Here is a 19,096-nt window from a genome sequence, read left to right as displayed (position 1 = left end):
ACAGGATTGCTTTTATTAACTAATTTCTGACAGTCAATAAGACTGTTTTGGTTTCCGAAAAAATTTGGGTATCGGTATCAATGCCAGAAGTTCCCACTGAGACCACTTCGCTAATTACTGTCACAACGAGTTGGATAACCTCAACTTGGACGTTTTCCCCATTTAGCGTATCAGGAGCAGTCCAAGTGACTGCATTTTCACTGGGTGTGGAAAGTTCGCCATGTTTGGTAATATTCAGCCAGTTCAATGTGACACTGGTACCTCTAACCCCTTTCACCGAAGCCGTAAGTTCCGTTTCTTCACCTGGCATCACCGTTTTCTTTGTAACGGTGATAGTTACGTCCAGATCGGTGATTTGCCCCGGTTCTTCTATGTCTTGGTTTTGTGTAAGTTCAACGATATCGTCGCTGGTTTCACCGGCCTGTGTTGTGGTATCTACATCTGATACTGGGTTGTTTAGGTTACTACCACCACAGCTTGTTAAACTTAATACCAAACCAAGTAGGAGCATGCAAAAAGATATTCCAAGGAATTGAGATGCTCTCATGACACCATCCTCTCTTCATATTCATATCTGGCAAAACGTTTGTATATTCTGAATCCGACAGAATCGACAAATAGGCTTCTAAGGAACACAGAATGGCTATTCATCGTTTCTGTGATTTCATGTGCGTTGTTCTTGTAAGATTGCCCCTGGTTTTTGAAGATAAACGCACATATTGAACCTTAATCGTTCAAAAAGACCTTGTTGATACAAACGTATGTGAAGAGAGTAGGTTACAAGAAAAAATCAAACAAATCGTAGAGTAGATGTATCGTATACTAAGGGGTTAGGCTGGGAGGATTAATCCCAGCCTGAAAAATTGTTATCTTGCCGTATTTTCTATTTGTTCACGTAAGAATGCGATAATATCAGCAATGTCTTGGTCGCTAAGAATGTCTGGGGCATAGAACGGCATAAGAGAACCGCCGCCTCGGATTTTAGTGGCCCAACGCGCCATCGTTGCATCAACATTACGCGGTGCTCTGGATCGGACGAGTTGCGTACCGATTCCAGCTTTCTTAACCGTTGGGTGACAAGTAATACAGGCGCGTCCGAAAAGTTGCCAACCGTTGCCTGCGTCGCCACTCATGGCAGCGATTGTCTCACCAGCTGCTTTTTTAGCGTCATCGTCAAGCATGGCAATTTCAAACTCAGGTCCCTTGTTGTCCCCGGAAATAACTTCAAAATAAGCCATAAGTGCTTCGGCATGTTCTGCTGGAATTGCGGTAGGATTGACTTTATCGTGTGGCACTCTCTGCAAGAAGTGTTCATAACAAAAACCGCCACCACCGGCTGCACGTGCAAAATCTGCACCTGTGATCATCCCGCCTTTTGCCGCTCCACGGTGAGGAACACCCACCACACTATGTCCCGCGCGGATTAAACCATCTGGGTTTGCTGTGTCATCGAAATCAGCGTGGCAGTTTGCACAAGCAAGTCCAGTCGCTTTTGACGGATCGATTGTGCCTTTAAAGGTTGGATCGTGAAAAAGTTCTCGCCCCAGCTGCGCTTTATCTGACATTTGGGCTTGTGTAAGAAGGACAAGCACCATGATTAAAACGCCACAGAGGCTCAAGGAAATGAATTTACGCATCATAAACTCCTTTTAAGCATGCATTTCTTTAATATTTTACCAAATATTCCACTTGTTGTCAATAAAAAAGTGCATTAAATCAGAGTCATTCAATTGTCGTTTTTTCGCATTTCCGCGTAGGGATCGCGAGCACAGCTCGCTCCTACGGTGAAGAGATATCAGGCAAAAATTGAAATTATTGGAAAATTGAATGCCTCTGACATTAAATGGAATACTGAAGGGTTGGACCGCCTGAATTTGCTATATGAGGGCGTTTAAAGTGATTCTAACACGGCGATATAAGGCAAATTTCTATACTGCTGTGCATAATCAAGACCATACCCAACCACAAAGGCATCTGGAATCTCGAAACCTATATAGTCAATAGCGACAGGGACTTGACGTTGGGAAGGCTTGTTGAGCAGTGTGCAGACTTTAACAGTTTTCGGTTTTAGGGTCTGTAGATGTTCACGGAGAAATTTCAAGGTGTGTCCAGTGTCGACAATGTCTTCTACAATAAGCACATGCCGTTGTTTGAGGTAGTCGCTGCCGCCTTGAATAAGTTCCATTACTGAGGGTTTCGTATTATTGTGGTAGCTCATAAGTTGCACGAATTCAAATCGGAGTTGAACTTCTCTGGCTGGATTTTCAAGTTGTGCTCTAAAGATAGCACGTGCGAGATCCGCGAAGAATAGGACACTGCCCCGAAGCACACCCAGCAGAACGAGTTCTTGGTTTTTGTAATCGGTGACGATCTGGGTGCCAAGTTCATGAATACGATTCTGAAGATGTGATTCGGAGATCAAAACAGATTCAGGAAGAGGATTCGTTGCTGACATAACGTAGGTAAAGATATTGCTGCGTACTCGGTTTAATCTTGAATGGTTCACAGGTAGTGTAACCGATGAGCCACAAAACCTGATCCCCGCAGACGAGCAGTGGAATGCTATCGCGTTTGTAGCGAGGGACCTTGGCATCTATGAAAAAGTCCTTAACCTTCTTGGTTCCTTGCATACCATAAGGCTGAAATCGGTCCCCTCGCTGCCGATTACGTACTATGAACGGAGATACCTCTGCAAATGTTTCCTTTAGTTTTTCATAATCAAATATCGCTTCAAACTTGCCGTCTGATGGTGTAAGTGTCTCATGAGACGAGACCTCGCCGACTTCTGCAGTTATCTCGGCTTTTAAAGCCATAATAAGTGTTTTGCCGGGGACAACAAGCGAATGGGTGAAACTGTTCGACTCGCCGATGAGAGAAAGTTCAGCACTCGTGCCTCTCTCGAAAACGAGATGTTGATATACGCGTCTGAACCGTAAACTGTTCGGGAGTGCCACTGCGGTGTTAGGTACGTTCCCTTCGATAAGATTTAGCATTGCTTCATAATGCACGAAGTAGAGATCGTTCATGTCGCCTAACATTTCAGCGACGCTCTGTCGCAACACACGTCTCTGTAACGCGATGTGATACTCTCGGAATTTCGTTCTGTTGAGGACGATACTGTTTGGTACTGCAGCCTTATCCGTGTCCGATATCCGACACGCCTCGAACGCTGCGAGTGCAATTGTATTGAGATATTCCGACTCAGCACCTAACACATCGGCAGTACGGGTTAATCCTGTTCTGATGTTCGGATTATAGTTGTTTTCAAGCAGCGGTATCAGTTCATGACGGATACGGTTGCGAAGATAACGTTTATCCGTGTTGGTTGCGTCGTGCCGTGGTGTTACACCTATGGAAGCGAGAAATGCCTCAATTTGCTGGCGTGTAGACCCTACAAGCGGACGGATAATCTTAAGGTCTCTCACGGGGGCAATGCCTGTCAGTCCAGTGGCACCGCTGCCCCGAATGAGGTTCATCAAGACCGTTTCGGCGGTATCATCCTGATGGTGCCCTAAAGCTACCTTAGTGGCTCCGACTTCTGTACAAACAGTGTCGTAAAATTGGTTTCGCGCCTTGCGACCGGCGGCTTCTACTGAGAGTTTCCACTTTTTCACCAAACGAGGGACTTTGGCACGTCGGACGGTAAACGGCAAGTCTAATAGTGATGCGTGTTGTTGGACAAAATCGGCATCAGCGTCAGCGTCAGGACGGAGACAGTGATTTAGGTGCACAACATGAAACCAACAGTTGAGTTGTGTGTGTAAAGCGTGCAATCCATATAAGAGTGCGAGCGAGTCCGCACCGCCTGAGACAGCAACAAGCACTGTTTCATCGGGTTCGATCATATTGTGTTGTGAAATGAGGCGATGCATCTGTTGGACAAAGTTGGTTGTCATAAGGCGTGCCTATTTTTGACAGCAAGTTTTGGCTTGCAAGCGGCACCAAAAGGACAATGCCGGTGCGGAGAGTCGAACTCCGGACAGCACGATTATGAGTCGTGTGCTCTACCACTGAGCTACACCGGCACTTTTCGGGGTAGGTTTACAAACTTTATCCGAAAATCTACATTAAGTATAACACATAAGAGAAGAAAAGTCAAAATTTAAGTTCTATCAGATACGCTACCGCATCCGCGCATCCGATTTCAGTCGTCCCCAGTAGGTTGCAAGTTTACCATTCGCCTCAACTGCAAAGGCTGGAATTTCTTCGCCGTTGATGGTGAGATTGTCGTAATGAACATTTGCCGAATGGGTAATAAAGCCGATGCGTCCACTGTCTCGGAATTTTGCATCGTCTGCATCGTCAAATAGGAGTTCATCATCAATGAAACATTGGTAGTTCTGCCCCTCTGCGACGACCTTGAGGCGATAGGTCTCGCCAACTTCCGGTTCAACCGGTAGAGGGGTTGCGAGGTGGTCCCATTGATTCTCTTTCCAGCGTGAGAATTGGCATTTATGCTGGTCGGTGCGGATCCAGTATCGCATGGCGTTGTCTCCGTTCGTATCGGCGCGAATGAGCAAACCTGCCGCATTTATACCCACATTTTTCACCAAGGTTACATCCACTTCAACGGTATAATCTGTCCAATCTTCGTCACCGAACATCGTTTTGGCGTACTCTGCGCCAGAGGTTTCGGCATAAGCATCTTTCTCTATTTTCCACTCGCCTTTGACTTCATTCCAGCCGTCTGGAAGCCCTTTGTCGAAATTTTCCTGCCATACGCCTCCGGTGGCAGTTGAGGTTAATATGGCGATCATGAACATAATGGAGACTACATTTGAATAACGCATCGGTTCCTCCAATCTACCCGTTTGCGGATAGAGACTGTTTAATATCTATCTGTCTCATTGCGGATTTGCTGAAGGCTCTAACAACTCACTATTCGTTTAAAAAAACAGACCCTGTGATCGTGTTCTCTGGCCATCCACGATTATCTTACCACGAAGCAGAAAGAGATTCAAGAAAATCAGATATCAGATCGAAGTGCATCAATTGGTGAGAGTCGAGAGGCACGCATCGCAGGATAAAGTCCAAAGCCAACACCTATCACCGTGGAAAGGCATACCGAAATCAGTATCCACGGCAGAGATAGCACTACTGGCCACTTCGGTACAATAGGGACAAGTTTCACTGCCAACGCTGCCATTCCGTGTGCTGAGAGATGACCTAAACCGATGCCGAGAATCCCACCGCAAACACATAAACTAATCGATTCAGTGAGAAACTGCCAGAAAATGTCTCGTCGTCTGGCACCGACTGATTTTCGTAGACCGATCTCACGTGTTTTTTCACCGACCGAGACGAGACAGATGTTCATGATGCTAATGCCGCTGACAAATAACGAAAAACTTGCGATGCCGCCCAAGGCGATTTTTATCACGCTTTCAATGTGGTTGAGTCGATGCAAGCTGCGTCGGGGTATCCAATAACCGACAAAATCATCAGTGCCTCTGTGTCTTTTACGCAGCACTTCCCGAACAGATTCGATAACATTATCAATCTCTGCTTCTTCTTCAAAAAAGACAACGATTCTTTCAATATAACGTCTTCCAGAGAGCCTTTGCTGGTGGGTTGTCAGCGGGACACAGACGATGTCATCCAGGGACCCGTATCTGTGGAGACTTCTACCCTTAGGTGCCATGATACCGACAACACGACACCGAACAGGTGGCTGCCGCCGTAACTTAATTTTCACTTCATGTCCTAAAGCGGATCCCTGTCCAAAGAGGTCTATAGCAGCTTCGGCACCGAGGACACACACTTGTGCTGCAGTATCGATATCGTTTTGAGAGAAAAAACGCCCTTGCTGGACTTGCCATCGCAGTCCACGATCATAATCTGCTGTTACACCCTCCACAGGCAGGTGGACTTTACTTCCCTGTCTATTGGTAAGCGTTCCATAATATCTATCGTTTTTTGGCAAAACGAAGGTGACATCTGGGCATTCTGCTTCAATAGCGTGTACATCTTCAAATTTATAACGCTCGGTTGTATACCGTAAAATACGACTGCGTCTCCAAATAGCGAAGCGAGTCCAGAATTGTATTTGGTTAACTCCACCGAATTTATCAATATCTTCCGCGATAATTTGTTTCGCACCGTCCCCGATCGCTATCATGCATAACACACTGGCAGTTCCGATGAGGATACCGAGTATAGACAACACCGCGCGGAGTCTATTTTGTAGAATATGGATGATACCTGCAGCAATTGCATCATGGAACTTCATGAGAATAAATACTCCGTTTATCGGTTAGGCTAGTGAATACGAGCGGAAGGGACCACTCGCGGAATGACACAAGATATGGAATCCCTCCAGTTATTCGTACCTGCCCTGCTTTTTCTTGCCATTCGTCTGGATTGCTGAGTGGATGTGCTGTTTTCGACATAAGGAACATAAGGCGTAAATGCTCATCTGTATTTCGGAGCTCGTCGGCATCAAGTTCTACAAGGAGAACTGCATTTTGAGGGAGCTTCGTTTCAGCATAAGTCGCAATCTCTGCCAATGTTTTTGTCCTTCTGTTGCGGGATGTAATTTGCCATGCGCCGATTATAGTGTGAACACCGAGGATAAATAGACTTGTGATTGTAATAATTGTACTAACTCGAAAAATTAACGCTTTGCGTCCTTGCATCCATAACAAGCATCTATTTACCGCCTCACCAAAGAGTAGGAGGAAGGCTGGCATGCCGATGAGCGTTGCTGAGGGCGTTTTTGTTGCCGCCAAGAGATGCGGAATGAGCACGCCAAAACCCCAGGCATAGGTGAGTGTCAATCCGATGTTCTCTTCGGAAAACAATTTCCAAAATAAGACCAGTGTTGCTAAACATACTGGAATATAAAAGATGCCGTAAAGCCTAGGACCGTAAACCAAGATGACCTTGTGCCAGGGCCCAGCCCAATTCTCAATGTCTGTTGTTAGATGAAGCCATGTGTATAAATGTTCGTGTCGAAATTCAACAGGGAACTGAATTGCTGTCCAAAGCGTCCACGGTAGTGCTGTTAGCAGAAATACACCTGTTAATCCAAGTACGTGTCTCCCTCGAATATGGATCTCCGTTTGCTTCGCCATTCCAAGCGCGGGAGCAATCCACGCTGTCACGACTAAGCCTGTTACAATCAAAGCGAGATACGATTTGCTGAGAAAAGCACATCCCTGTCCAAATCCCGCCAAAGCGAGTTCCGCCCATTTTCTTGTGCGTAATGCTCGCACGAAAAAATAGATCGCAAATTCTGTCCAAAATAAAAGAGAGATGTCAATAGCATCACTGAATTGATAGCCGTGTATTAGCCGCATCAAAAACGGAGAGAACGCTTGAATTGTAGCGGCGATAAAACCTGCCTGCCGACTCAAGAGTTCCTTACCGATGAGATATGTCAACCACACCGCGAGCGTGCTTAAAATCACAGATGGCAATCGTAGTGCCCAAGTCTTAACCCCGAACAACCAATAAGAGCATGCGATCTGCCATAACCCGAGAATCGGTTTATGCAACCACACGTGGTTGGCACCCCAATCAAAGGCAAAGGTTGGCAAGATAAGGAGTGTCAATCAGCGTCGGTTTGAATGGGTGGTTGAGAAGATTTTTCGCAACGAGCGCGTGACAACATTCATCCGCTGAACCGAGAGACGCGTGTCCAAGATGGCGGAACTTCAGTAAACTTGAAGACAGAATTACCACGAGAAGCAGCAGGTTGTAAAATACCCATTTCTTGTTGGATCTGCAGGAAATAATCTGTTCCATAGTGCTGCTGCACCTGCTATAGATAAGGAGTCATATCCCACAATAGTATGGTACCATCAAAGCTTCCACTTGCCAAGAGGGTGCTATCAGGTGAAAATGCAAGGGACTGAATGTCAGTGGGATGTCCCCAGAAGGTTGCTATGTTTTTCCCAGTAGTAACTTCCCATAAACGAATGGAAAGTTTTTTTTGGCTCATATTTGATATATGCCACGCCCCGGAAGCCAAATAGCGACCACAGGGGGAAAACGCCAATGTAAATGGCCACTGACACCCGCGGGGAAGTTGTATTGAGTAAAGCGTTTTATAATTTACTGTCGACCATAATCGAAGTTCACTATACAACCCCCCGGCAATTATATTGCCACAGGGGGAAAATGCGACTGTCTCTATAGCGAGGGTAGAGTCGCTGTTGTTTGTTCTCTTTGATAGCGATTTCAGTGTTCGTTGAACTTCATTATAATTCCCTTTATACTTACTTGCATCTAAGCGTGAATTTAGGGATAAAGAAGTAATAAGTGCGTTACGTTCAATGTCCCATAGTAGGGCAGTTTTGTTCTCAGATGCAATCACAAGTTGTTTTTCATTAGGACTAAATACCAGAGATCGGATCTGATCTAAGTGTTCTGTAAGTTTACTCAACTTTTTACAACTATAGACATCCCACACATATATATTTCCTTCTAAATCTGCTGTTGCTAACCGTTTGCCTGTGGGCGAGAACGCCATAGCGTACAACCGTTTTTGGTGTTTTCTGAACTTGGCAATTAGTTGACCTGATTTTCCAACATTCCACACTTTGGCGGTTGTCTCGTGAATACTGGCAGCGAGGGTATCTCCAGAAGGTGAGCACACAAACGAACGAATAGCATTATTTTTCGCGAATATTGTCTTCAAACCTTTACACTTAATATCCCAAAATGGAATGGCACCACCATCCAAACTCATTAAAGTCTTCCCATCTGGTGAGAATGTTGTTGAAATAGGGACACTAGTATGTCCAGAGATAGATGATGTTGTGGAAGGGATATTAGCTGTCCAGATTTTTAACCCATATTGGGTTGCAACAGCCAATTGTGTCCCGCAGTCCGAGAAACGTGTGGCATGAACAAGTCCATGGTGTTTGAAAGTGTCAAATTTTTCGCGCCGAAGCACATCCCAAATTACTGTCTTGTTTCGATAATTCCCCGCTGCTAGTAGGGCACCGGAAGATAAGTAACAAGGTGTTACACGATACTCTGCATATTCAGTAAACGTCATATCTTGTATGCTTCTCATGAGATTCCACACTTGCAATGTCCCATCTCGGTCTCCTGATGCTAGAAATTGTGCACACGGCGAAAAACACACAGAATATACCGAATTTGTATGGCCGGTGAGACAAGCAATTTTTTTATTTTTTTTCACGTTCCACACTGAAATGTTGTAGTCGAGATTCGCTGACGCGAGCAATTGACTATCTCGCGAAAAAGATAATGGTATAACAGTTGACCATCGACTGGATTTTTTTTTTGTTCCGGTGAATTTTGCAATCATATCTGCAGTTTCCAAATCCCATACGTAAACAATATCCTCACTTCCAGATGCGGCAAGGCATTGCCTATCGGGAGAGAAAGTAATTTGCTTCACAGGCATCTTTCTGTCCATAAGGCCCGGAATTTTTAGTTGAGCCAAAATGTTTGCCTGCTGAACATCCCATATTGTAATGTTGCCATCCCAATTGCCTGTTGCAAGCAACTGTCCATCATCAGAAAAGGTAACAGCAGAAACTAATCCTTGCCCAGTTTCCCACAAGGCAGTAGGAGATAAATCTGGCAGCTGGTACCACCACAGACCTATTCGACTTCCGACAGCGAGACACTTTCCATCAGGAGAGAATGCCATATCATGTACACATCCGCGTCCGAATCTAGCGATCGCACCATTGGGTAATGCCCAAGTCGTTATATCACCCTTGCCAGGGCAAGGCCCATGTTGGGGTTGGGGAAATTGGTTTTCGCTTCTCATTAAATTGTTGTTTGATCTTATGGTGAATTCAGTAATTAATGGCTTGTGCTATAGAATTTAGGTTGAATGTGCGCTGGATGCGTTCAGAGAAAGCATAGACAGTATGCTTGTGCTATAGAATTTAGGTTGAATGTGTCCATCCTTTGCTGTGGCGGAATCAGAAACACCAGTCTCCCGAGGACTTTTCAAACAGCAGGTCAAAATGCGTAGACGCATTGAGACGACTATCGGTCAACTCACCGAACAGCTCGGTGTCTCTCGGGTGCGTGCCCGAAAGCATTGGGGCCTTCAGACCCGCATGAGCAATAAGATCGGTGACTGTCTGATAGGTGTTTTCCTCAATATCGGACGGCCTTTGATGCAACTCAAAGACCTCGTCCATGCGTAAACCGAAATCTCGCAAAATCTAATTAGCACAAGCCGTTTAATTTAATTATACAGTACACAGTGGCGAAGTTAGGAAACCTCGCCTGCAAGGATGGGAGGCGTGTGCAATTATTTTCCGTTTTACTATAGTAGACTCTCCGGCCGATAGACAAGAGAGTCTCTATAATGAGTAGGTGACACGTTTGCTAAATTCATTAGCAATCATCGTTGCAAGCATACGAGTTGCACTGGCCATCACACCCACAATCTATATTTCCATCATTACAAGTAGCATCTGTAGGACACTTTTTGGGAGTACAATCGCTACAACTACTCGCGTCACAACCACCAGCGTTGCATGGACAGTCATCATCACTGCTCGTTGTTGGGAGTGCCTTGCCACCTCCACAGCAGTTTGATTGACCAGAGGTTTTATCCTTTGTGCCTCCTAGCTCTGTACTCCCACAGCAATTTGATGCTTCAGTTGGTGTCGGCACAAACATATTCACAGCAACTGCGCTAGCGAAGACTAACCCACCAGCGAGAAGTGAGACGATCACGATTCGCCCCACAATACTTTTGGTGTTGAAAAAGGCTTTCATTTTTCTTCTCCTTATAGGAAGAACGGGCTGAGGAAATTTGAGAGTTTCTTGCATGAAAATCGAAGGCTCTTATTCCAAAAGATTCCCCATGCGTTCGTGAAACATATCAACTTCGGTCTATATGTATATATATATGCGCCAAACTCAAAAAGTTTAGGCCTCATTTGCAATTTTTTCCAGAATTTTTAGGAATTTATGCAAATTTTTTCATTTTTCTGTTTGGAAACGTAAAAAATCTGTGAAATAGTGGGAAATCAAGATCGCTGAAGGAATTAAACGCTCAAGATATGGCGTGTGGAAGTTAAGAATACAGAGATGAGATGGAGACTCGGGGAGTGGGTAAAATGACACAGCCCCGTGTCATTTTACCACAAAAGAATTCAAGAGGATTGCAGGGGCGGGATTTGAACCCGCGTCCTCCGGGTTATGAGCCCGACGAGCTACCTGACTGCTCTACCCTGCGCTAAGAACTATTAGGACAAATCATGGTCGAGGAGGGACTTGAACCCTCACACCTTTTTAAGGGCGACGGATTTTAAGTCCGTTGTGTCTACCGATTCCACCACTCGACCGCTAATTCTGTTAATAGTATATACTATACGTTTGGTATTTGTCAACTTTTTTTGACTTTTTTTCCAAAATCAGATATTATAGGGTATTATGAAGAACATTAAACTTGCATCAGGGCATGAAATGCCGATACTGGGTTTGGGAACCTGGCAATTAAGAGGCGGACAGTGCGAGCGCGTCGTCAAAGAGGCTATCGCGTTGGGTTACAATCACATTGACACAGCGTGGATGTATCAAAATCAACGCGAGATTGGAAAAGCACTTCGTGACGTTCGCATCGACCGCGAAGACCTCTTTCTTACCACCAAGATTTGGGGAACTCATCTTAGGCATGCTGATGTCCTCTCCCAATTTGAAGAGTGTCTAAGGGATCTGCAGATGGACTACGTAGATCTGTTATTGATTCACCATCCAAACGATTCTGTTCCGTTTGCTGAAACTTTTGGGGCTTTCCATGAGCTCTATGAAGCAGAGCAGGTAAAAAGCATCGGCATCAGTAATTTTAGTATTCCACAAGTAGCGGCATCGTGCGAAGTTTCCGAACTCCCGATTTGCACAAACCAAGTCGAATATCATGTCCGTAGAAATCGCTCGGAATTGCGAGACTACTGCCACGCTCGAAATATTGTAATGACTGCGCACCGTCCTTTAGCTGTTGGAGACCTTGCGGGTGACGCAACGCTCAGTGAAATTGGAAAAAATCACGGAAAAACTGCGGCACAGGTGGCATTGCGCTGGCTTGTCCAGCAGGACATTATTACGATTCCGAAGTCTGGTTCGGTACCACATTTACGCGAGAATTTGGATGTTTTCGCATGGCAGTTAACTGAGGCAGAAATGCAAATGCTTGATACGATTGATAGCTAAATTTGGATTTTGCTGCCACTGAATTAGGTGAACTGAATTAGGTGAGAGATTAATATAGGAAACGATAAGAACGCATGAAATTTGGACTATTTTACGAACATCAGATTCCGCGTCCCTGGGATGAGGGGGCGGAACATAAACTTTTTCAGGATGCGTTAGCACAAGTAGAACTCGCTGACAGACTCGGATTCGACTATATTTGGGAGGTTGAACACCACTTTCTTGAGGAATATTCGCATTCTTCTGCCCCAGAGGTGTTCCTCGCTGCATGTAGCCAACGGACAAGTCAGATTCGGTTAGGACACGGGATCGTCCTGATGCCACCGGGTTATAACCATCCGGCACGTGTTGCCGAACGTATCGCAACACTTGACCTTGTATCGAACGGTCGCGTGGAATGGGGAACTGGCGAGTCCGCTTCACACATGGAACTTGGTGGGTTCAACGTCGATCCGAAATGCAAACGCGAGATGTGGGCAGAATGCACACGCGAAACAGCAAAGATGATGGTGCAATCGCCTTATGCTGGGTATGAAGGACAGTATTTTTCGATGCCGCCGCGCAACGTCGTTCCCAAGCCGTTACAAGGTCCTCACCCACCACCTTGGGTCGCATGTTCGAGTCGTGATAGTCTGCGCTATGCAGCTCGATACGGGCTCGGTGCTTTGACTTTCGCCTTCGTTGATGCAAACGAAGCCAAATTTTGGGTTGAGGAATATTATGACATCTTTGAGAAAGCGTGTGAACCTTTGACACAGCGGGTGAATCCAAATATTGCGATGGTATCAGGTTTTTCATGCCATGATGATGAAGAGACTGCAGTTGCGCGTGGATTAGACGGCTTGCGCTTCTTCCGATTTGGCCTTGCTCACTATTATCACAACGGCTCGCAGATACCCGGAGAAACCGATATTTGGCAGCTTTATAAACAGACCCGGCAGGATCCTGCCGAAGCCAGAGCGGGGATCGGCACGCCTGATCAGATACGTGAACACTTGGAGATAATGGAGAGTGCTGGGGTTGACCAAGTTGTTTTCATTCAACAGGCGGGGGCAAACCGCCATGAAGATATATGTGAATCTCTGGAACTGTTCGCAGAACGAGTACTCCCGGATTTCAAAGAGCGAGACGCTGCACAGGTTGCAGGAAAAAATGAACGGCTCGCCGAAGTAATTGAGGCAGCGGAAAAGCGGAAACCGATGCTCACTTCTCTCAGTGAAGTTCCTGTTGTTGATTCTTATCCGGTTCTCAAACGGAAGCTGGAGGAGAGAAAGGAAGTTCCTGACGATACTGAAATGAGCGAGGATGGTAAAAAGTTTTTGCTTTCAATAGAAGGTGGCAAACGATTTTCTAACGATTAACTTCGGATGCCGTCCTACGGGACTCAAGAGACTATAGTCTGTATTTGATTCGTGGAACGGTGCCCAGACTTAATAGTTAAAAAGATGAAGAATGTGTTAGTAATTGACGACGATGAGAAAATCTGTTGGGCATTTGAGCAATTTCTGGAGAGCGAAGGTTACTGCCCGAGTATTGCAAACAATGCTGAGGAGGGTTTGCGCCGCATCGCAGCCGATAAGCCGGATGTCGTCTTGCTTGATGTAAGACTACCAGGGATGAGTGGTCTGGAGGCGTTAGGCGAAATTAAAGCCAGTTACCCGTGGGTAATTGTGATTATTATCACGGCTTATGACGATGTGGAGACGACAATAGAGGCGATGCGCTTGCAGGCATTCGATTTTGTTCCGAAACCGATTGATTTGGACATCGTCAAAAGTGTGTTGGACCGCGCCTTCCGTACACAATCCGTCCGTAGTGCCTTGCCTGCAGACACAGCAGACGACTTGCCAACGGTACAAGTTGGGCATCGCTTGGTTGGAAAAAGCAGTCAGATGCGAGAAATTTACAAACTCATTGGTGTTATGGCGAGCAATACAGTAACCGTTTTGATTGAAGGGGAAACAGGAACAGGCAAGGACCTTGTTGCCCGCGCAATCCACGCAGGAAGTGAACGCAAGGAGCACCCGTTTATTCCCGTTGACTGTGGCGCACTGCCGGATGAACTTTTGGAAAGTGAGTTGTTTGGTTACGAGGAGGGCGCGTTTACGGGTGCGAAAACAGAGGGTAAACCCGGACGATTTGAATTGGCTGATGGTGGTACCCTTTTCCTTGATGAAGTTGGGAATATGACCCCGGCTTTACAGGTGAAGCTCCTCCGCGCACTACAGACACAAGAGATTGAGCGATTGGGAGGTACCCGTACCCTTAAAGTAGATGTGCGTGTCATCGCTGCAACGAATCAAGAACTTGAAAATATGGTAAAGCGAGGTCAATTTCGTGAGGATCTCTATTACCGTTTCAAGCGCGTCGCTCTCCACCTCCCACCTTTGCGTGAACGCCGAGAAGATATTCCGTTGCTTGTTACGCATTTCTTGCAGCTGATTCAAGAAGAACTCGGTAAACTGATCCGTGGTATTTCCGAAGATGGTATGGAGCTCCTACAAAATTACGGATGGCCCGGCAACGTTCGGGAATTAGAGAATTGTCTCAGAAGCGCGGCAGCACTCTGTCGGGCAGATGTGATTTTACCAGACGACCTACCAACAGAAATTCGGGCAGGGGACCTTACAGATTCAACGGACGCGCCGCAACTCTTCACCGCTTTCAAATCTATTTTACAAGATGTCACAAAAGAGGCTATCGCTGATGAGAAATCTGGACTTTATGAGGAAGTTGTCGCTACATTGGATAAGGCATTGATTGAACTGGTGTTAGATGAATTTTCGGGCAATCACAGCAAGACAGCCAACTTGCTGGGCATGAGTCGAACGACCCTTTTAAAGAAGATTCGGCAAGGCGATATCGAGTAGCAGCTCGCTCTGGAAGGGACGTATCATGGGTTCGTGGATTCGGATTGCGCATCGTGGGGCGTCAGGCAGTGCGCCAGAAAATACGCTCGCTGCGTTCAAAAAGGCGATCGAAATTGGTGTTGATGCTGTTGAACTTGATCTGCACGGCAGTGCCGATGGCGAGGTCGTGGTGATACACGACTCGTCCTTGGATCGAACGACTGACCAGAGTGGTCCCGTTAACCAAATCCCCTTGGAAACAATCAAACAGGCTGATGCGGGCGGGTGGTTTGCTCCTGAATTTACCGGTGAACCGGTGCCGACCCTCTCGGAAGCATTGGAATGCGTTGGGGAAGAGACTATTGCGGTTCTGGAAATCAAGGACCCGTTGATAGCCGAGGCGGTCGTGGCAAAGGTTCGCGAGACTCAATCCTTAAATCTAACCGTTATTATCTCCTTCCATATTTCCGTTTTGCGAACCGTTCGCGCATTAGAGCCTCGCATTCCGACGGGATGGCTTATCGGAAGCCATAACGATCATGCGGCTCCTGAACAGTTGTGTCAACAGTTAGGTGAACTCGGTAGCAGCCTCTTAAATGTCAATCATCAACTTATCACAGCGGAGTTTGCTTATGAAGTCCGCCGCCGCGGGCTCGCCTTGTGGTGTTGGACTGTTGATGAGATCGCGCGTATGTGTGAAATGAAGGCTTTCGGCGTACAGGGCATCGCCTCGAACTGCCCTGAGCGTTTTGCTAAAGTGTAGAGCTTTGTCCATCGCGGTTTGCGGTTTGCGGTTTGCGGTTTGCGTCCTTGAATTTATCTTTTGGTCGCCAGAATGCAACCGCAATATACCCAAGAATCGGATAAGATAACAGAGCCGTTGACCAAGCAATCCCTTCTAATCCCCAATATTGCATGAAAAACCAATTGAGAAACGGGTTGAGGATAAGCCTAATGAGTGTTGCCGTGAGAACAGTCCGGTGTGCTTGACGTGCCAGATGTGCACGGATGAGCAACCTACTGATTAAACGCGGAAGCATCCCCAAAAGATAGATACCGAGCAGTGAAGCGATATGAACCTGTCCTGCCTCCGACAATTTCCCATGCCCATACAACATCGCGACGATACCTGACCGGGAAAGATAGAACACGACAAGAAATGGTACCATCAGCACCAGCAAAGCGATAACACCTTGCCAAACACTTCGCTGTAAGTGCTGGGTGTTTTCCGAGTTCGATTTAGATGCGGAAATCTTCGCCCAGTGTGATAGCAAAATGGGCAGTGTGACACCCGTGAGCGTTTCAGGAATTGCACACAAACGGAGGGCGTAATCGAGTTTTGACACCGAACTCGCGCCTAATGTGCTTCCCATACCCCTGTCAACAACCGGATTTAATCCGTCTGAGATCGCTGCAACCATCATCAGTAGACACTGCCGTAAAAACGATTTGGTGTATTGTGTTTCTTGCCAACCGCCGATCTTAAACACTACCAAGTCCCGGACGCGTAAGTTTAGCATGGCGCAGCATCTCGGAAATAGAATAAGGATTTGAAAGAGTTCACCAAGAATCAGGGACAGTGGTATGCTAAACCAAGCCAAAGAAGGCTTGAGTAGGTAGATAGTACCGATGATCAAAACAGCACGGATTCCTTGGACAATGACGGGTAACTGGAATGCTTGGTAGGTGTCTAATATCGCCTTAAGCATCCAGCGGATCGCAGAAACAATCGCAAAGATGAGAAAACCGCACACGATACTAATAGTGGTAGAAGGTGCGAGTCCTGCATTGGGAAAAAAGAGTTGAGAGACTGCATAAGAAATGCTGACTAAAAGACAGCAGAGTACCGGCATTATGGTGATATAGAGAGAAAATACAGATTGGACACAACGTTGTGCTTCGGTCTCGCTTTTTGCACGGGCTTCGGCTAACAACGGAACGAGGACAGAATAGACTGAAGCAGCACTGAGCAACTCAATCAGGAATACAGCGATCCCCCAATAGTAGTAGATAAAGTCCATCTCTGCTGTATCGCCGAACCAGTTAGCAAGGACAATGTAGATGAGGAATGTGCCGGCACGTCCAATGAGGCTGAGCGGTGCGATAATAAGGATGTTTTTGAGAATAGAAGGCTCGGCGGATCCTGCTACGGCTGCCACGATACGTTGCCCGCTTTCTGCGTCTCTGCCTGAAACAGTTGACTCATTTCTCTGAAGAGTTCCGTATCTGTTTCTATGTTGTTTGTCGTTTCCAGCGGATCGCTTGATAAATCGTAGAGTTCTAAGGGTTGAAAGGGTCTGTTGTGGAGGAGTTTGATGTCGCCGCGTCGGACTGCGTGTTGGGATTGACCGAAAAATTGTCCACCGCCTTCCCTTCGCAACCAGTAGAGGATACGCTCAGAGAAGTCTTGCTGTTCCCCTTGAAGCGTTTGCCAGATTGAACGTCCCTCAATCTCATCTGGAATCGGTGCGCCTGTCACCTCACATACCGTCGGGAAGATGTCCATGAGTAGTGCGACCTGATCGGTGACATGCCCTTCTAAAATGTGTCCGGGCCACATCGCGCACGTTGGAACTCGGATGCCGCCTTCATACATATCGCCTTTCTGTCCGCGCAATGGACCGTTGTGTGCCCCAACGTTCATTGCCCCGCCGTTATCAGAGGAGTAGATAACAAGGGTATTCGACAGCTGATCTGTCTCGGCGAGTGTATCAAGCACGCGTCCAATACCGGCATCCATGTGTTCGACGAGGGCAACATATTTGGCGCGTTCTGACGAAATATCCGGTTCACGTTCGCGAACCCGTTCTACCCAATCATCTGGGGGTTGTATCGGTGTGTGTGGTGCATTATAGGCGAGATAGAGGAAAAAGGGGTCAGGGGATTGTGCTTGCGATTGGATGAATTCTGCGCTCCATTCCGTGAAGAGGTCGGTGGCGTGCCCTCTTGGATCAATCGTCTCAAAGCCGTATCGCATGTAGTTGATGTCGTGTCGGAGGTGCATGTAGTAGTCGTCCATCATATCGCCGAGGAAGCCGTGGAAATGGTCAAAGCCTCGCTTACACGGATGATTCTCGGGTTCAAGTCCAAGATGCCACTTGCCAATGAGTGCGGTGCGATAATCCTTCTGTTTCAAGGTTGAGGGAAGCGTGGCTGCGTCCTGTCGAAAGTAGCCCCAACTGTTCTCTGGATGGGTGCGGATAACGCCGGGAACGCCAGCCCGGTCAGGATAGCGTCCGGTCATGAGCGAGGCTCTGCTCGGAGAACAGACCGAAGAATTCGCATAAAATCTGGTAAACCGTGTGCCGCCTGCGGCGATCCGGTCGATGTTTGGTGTTTGAATTGATGGACCGTTGTGTGCTGAAATATCCCCGTAGCCGTGGTCATCAGCGAGAATGAGAAGGATATTTGGTGATTTTGCCATAGTCTCTCCGTGTTGGGTGATGAATTGTGAGTCGCGCGTGTTCGAGATTTTCAATCATGCTGTTTTCCTACAGCAAACATCCGTAAAATAGGTGCAGCCAGTCGTTTAGAGAACACACCAGCTGCACCAATTTACTTAACCTATTGCCGAGCTTTGATACCTGCCCACGTCGTTGCAAGTTTACCAGCAGGTTTAACAGGCAGTAGTGTCACTAACCCTTCCTCCATCAGTGCCTCTATATCGTCTACTTCCAGGACGGAAGCGAAAATTGCGACCTCATAGAGCATACCGTCAAGTGTCTCTGATGTGTTGTTGGTCCAACCGCCAATGTTGACATCAGTATCATTCCGAGGTGCCGGTTTACCCATCCCGGCAGCACCGCCAATTTCTTCAGCATTTTCGTAGATTGTAATCTTATCCTTTGCGTCGTAAGTTGCGGTCATGTACAACCAGGTATCTTTTTTGACCTGATTTTGATTCCATGCCCCTTTCCAGCCGCCGTTTGCAAAGTAAGCTTCCCAACCGGTACCGGTGCTGCTCGTCCTGAAGGCGTAATTAGCCACCGTACCCGCTGCAGGTCTTTTGCCGAGAATATGTCCATAGCCGTTCTCGGATAGGACTTACGCAAAATTAGAAAATGAGTTGATATATTCTCAGTCGTCGCTTA

18 protein-coding genes and 3 tRNA genes are annotated in these 19,096 nt (G+C 46.8%); 6 read left to right on the top strand and 15 right to left on the bottom strand.

Annotated features, from left to right (window positions below; all coding sequences use genetic code 11):
* Positions 1 to 19: 19 nt before the first annotated feature.
* The 10 genes from OXN25_20450 to OXN25_20405 form a co-directional block, all read right to left on the bottom strand.
* On the bottom strand, positions 20 to 547 hold the full coding sequence (locus OXN25_20450; protein MDE0427230.1) for a hypothetical protein: 528 nt from the start codon (positions 545 to 547) through the stop codon (positions 20 to 22).
* 319 nt (positions 548 to 866) lie between these two features.
* Positions 867 to 1,637, bottom strand: a complete 771-nt coding sequence (locus tag OXN25_20445) for a c-type cytochrome (protein ID MDE0427229.1) — start codon at positions 1,635 to 1,637, stop codon at positions 867 to 869.
* 254 nt (positions 1,638 to 1,891) lie between these two features.
* Positions 1,892 to 2,422: a hypoxanthine phosphoribosyltransferase gene (gene hpt, locus OXN25_20440; GenBank protein MDE0427228.1), complete on the bottom strand. Its 531-nt coding sequence runs from the start codon at positions 2,420 to 2,422 to the stop codon at positions 1,892 to 1,894.
* A gap of 7 nt (positions 2,423 to 2,429) precedes the next feature.
* Entirely contained in the window at positions 2,430 to 3,896 is a 1,467-nt protein-coding gene (gene tilS, locus OXN25_20435) for a tRNA lysidine(34) synthetase TilS (GenBank protein MDE0427227.1), read from the bottom strand.
* A gap of 57 nt (positions 3,897 to 3,953) precedes the next feature.
* A tRNA-Met gene (locus OXN25_20430) sits at positions 3,954 to 4,025 on the bottom strand.
* 96 nt (positions 4,026 to 4,121) lie between these two features.
* Positions 4,122 to 4,790, bottom strand: a complete 669-nt coding sequence (locus OXN25_20425) for a DUF1080 domain-containing protein (GenBank protein ID MDE0427226.1) — start codon at positions 4,788 to 4,790, stop codon at positions 4,122 to 4,124.
* 176 nt (positions 4,791 to 4,966) lie between these two features.
* Positions 4,967 to 6,229, bottom strand: a complete 1,263-nt coding sequence (locus OXN25_20420) for an ABC transporter permease (protein ID MDE0427225.1) — start codon at positions 6,227 to 6,229, stop codon at positions 4,967 to 4,969.
* The gene (locus tag OXN25_20415) at positions 6,216 to 7,538 is read right to left on the bottom strand and encodes a glycosyltransferase family 39 protein (GenBank protein MDE0427224.1); all 1,323 of its coding nucleotides are present in this window, start codon (positions 7,536 to 7,538) and stop codon (positions 6,216 to 6,218) included. Before OXN25_20415 ends, OXN25_20420 begins: the two co-directional genes overlap by 14 nt.
* Entirely contained in the window at positions 7,519 to 7,746 is a 228-nt protein-coding gene (locus tag OXN25_20410; protein MDE0427223.1) for a hypothetical protein, read from the bottom strand. Before OXN25_20410 ends, OXN25_20415 begins: the two co-directional genes overlap by 20 nt.
* Before the next feature lie 16 nt (positions 7,747 to 7,762).
* Entirely contained in the window at positions 7,763 to 9,628 is a 1,866-nt protein-coding gene (locus OXN25_20405; GenBank protein ID MDE0427222.1) for a WD40 repeat domain-containing protein, read from the bottom strand.
* 325 nt (positions 9,629 to 9,953) lie between these two features.
* Here OXN25_20405 and OXN25_20400 point away from each other — a divergent pair, with 325 nt between their 5' ends.
* Both OXN25_20400 and OXN25_20395 read left to right on the top strand, forming a co-directional pair.
* Entirely contained in the window at positions 9,954 to 10,139 is a 186-nt protein-coding gene (locus tag OXN25_20400; protein MDE0427221.1) for a hypothetical protein, read from the top strand.
* A gap of 181 nt (positions 10,140 to 10,320) precedes the next feature.
* Positions 10,321 to 10,536 carry a hypothetical protein gene (locus OXN25_20395; GenBank protein MDE0427220.1) on the top strand — a complete coding sequence of 72 codons (216 nt, stop codon included), beginning with the start codon at positions 10,321 to 10,323 and terminating at the stop codon, positions 10,534 to 10,536.
* A gap of 572 nt (positions 10,537 to 11,108) precedes the next feature.
* On the opposite strand, the gene OXN25_20390 is transcribed toward OXN25_20395, so the two are convergent.
* Positions 11,109 to 11,182: transfer RNA gene (locus OXN25_20390), tRNA-Met, on the bottom strand.
* Positions 11,183 to 11,205: 23 nt separating this feature from the next.
* A tRNA-Leu gene (locus tag OXN25_20385) sits at positions 11,206 to 11,291 on the bottom strand.
* 88 nt (positions 11,292 to 11,379) lie between these two features.
* Between OXN25_20385 and OXN25_20380 the strand changes: the two genes are divergently transcribed.
* The 4 genes from OXN25_20380 to OXN25_20365 all read left to right on the top strand — a co-directional run bounded on the left by OXN25_20380 (position 11,380) and on the right by OXN25_20365 (position 15,768).
* A complete protein-coding gene (locus OXN25_20380) occupies positions 11,380 to 12,156 on the top strand; it encodes an aldo/keto reductase (GenBank protein ID MDE0427219.1) in 777 nt (258 codons plus the stop codon).
* A 74-nt stretch (positions 12,157 to 12,230) separates the two neighbouring features.
* Positions 12,231 to 13,517: an LLM class flavin-dependent oxidoreductase gene (locus OXN25_20375; protein ID MDE0427218.1), complete on the top strand. Its 1,287-nt coding sequence runs from the start codon at positions 12,231 to 12,233 to the stop codon at positions 13,515 to 13,517.
* 84 nt (positions 13,518 to 13,601) lie between these two features.
* Complete coding sequence (locus tag OXN25_20370; protein MDE0427217.1) at positions 13,602 to 15,026, top strand: sigma-54 dependent transcriptional regulator; 1,425 nt, start codon at positions 13,602 to 13,604, stop codon at positions 15,024 to 15,026.
* Between the two features lie 25 nt (positions 15,027 to 15,051).
* Complete coding sequence (locus OXN25_20365; GenBank protein MDE0427216.1) at positions 15,052 to 15,768, top strand: glycerophosphodiester phosphodiesterase family protein; 717 nt, start codon at positions 15,052 to 15,054, stop codon at positions 15,766 to 15,768.
* On the opposite strand, the gene OXN25_20360 is transcribed toward OXN25_20365, so the two are convergent.
* From OXN25_20360 to OXN25_20350, 3 genes are all read right to left on the bottom strand, one after another.
* Entirely contained in the window at positions 15,758 to 17,164 is a 1,407-nt protein-coding gene (locus OXN25_20360) for a hypothetical protein (GenBank protein MDE0427215.1), read from the bottom strand. The two genes, OXN25_20365 and OXN25_20360, sit on opposite strands and share 11 nt — an antisense overlap.
* Positions 17,152 to 18,429, bottom strand: coding sequence for a sulfatase-like hydrolase/transferase (locus OXN25_20355; GenBank protein ID MDE0427214.1), 1,278 nt, complete (start codon positions 18,427 to 18,429; stop codon positions 17,152 to 17,154). Before OXN25_20355 ends, OXN25_20360 begins: the two co-directional genes overlap by 13 nt.
* 140 nt (positions 18,430 to 18,569) lie before the next feature.
* Positions 18,570 to 18,992, bottom strand: a complete 423-nt coding sequence (locus OXN25_20350) for a hypothetical protein (protein ID MDE0427213.1) — start codon at positions 18,990 to 18,992, stop codon at positions 18,570 to 18,572.
* Positions 18,993 to 19,096: the final 104 nt, after the last annotated feature.

It is taken from the genome of Candidatus Poribacteria bacterium (genome assembly GCA_028820845.1).
Lineage (GTDB): Bacteria > Poribacteria > WGA-4E > WGA-4E > WGA-3G > WGA-3G.
This window is presented reverse-complemented; position numbering and strand designations above follow the sequence as displayed.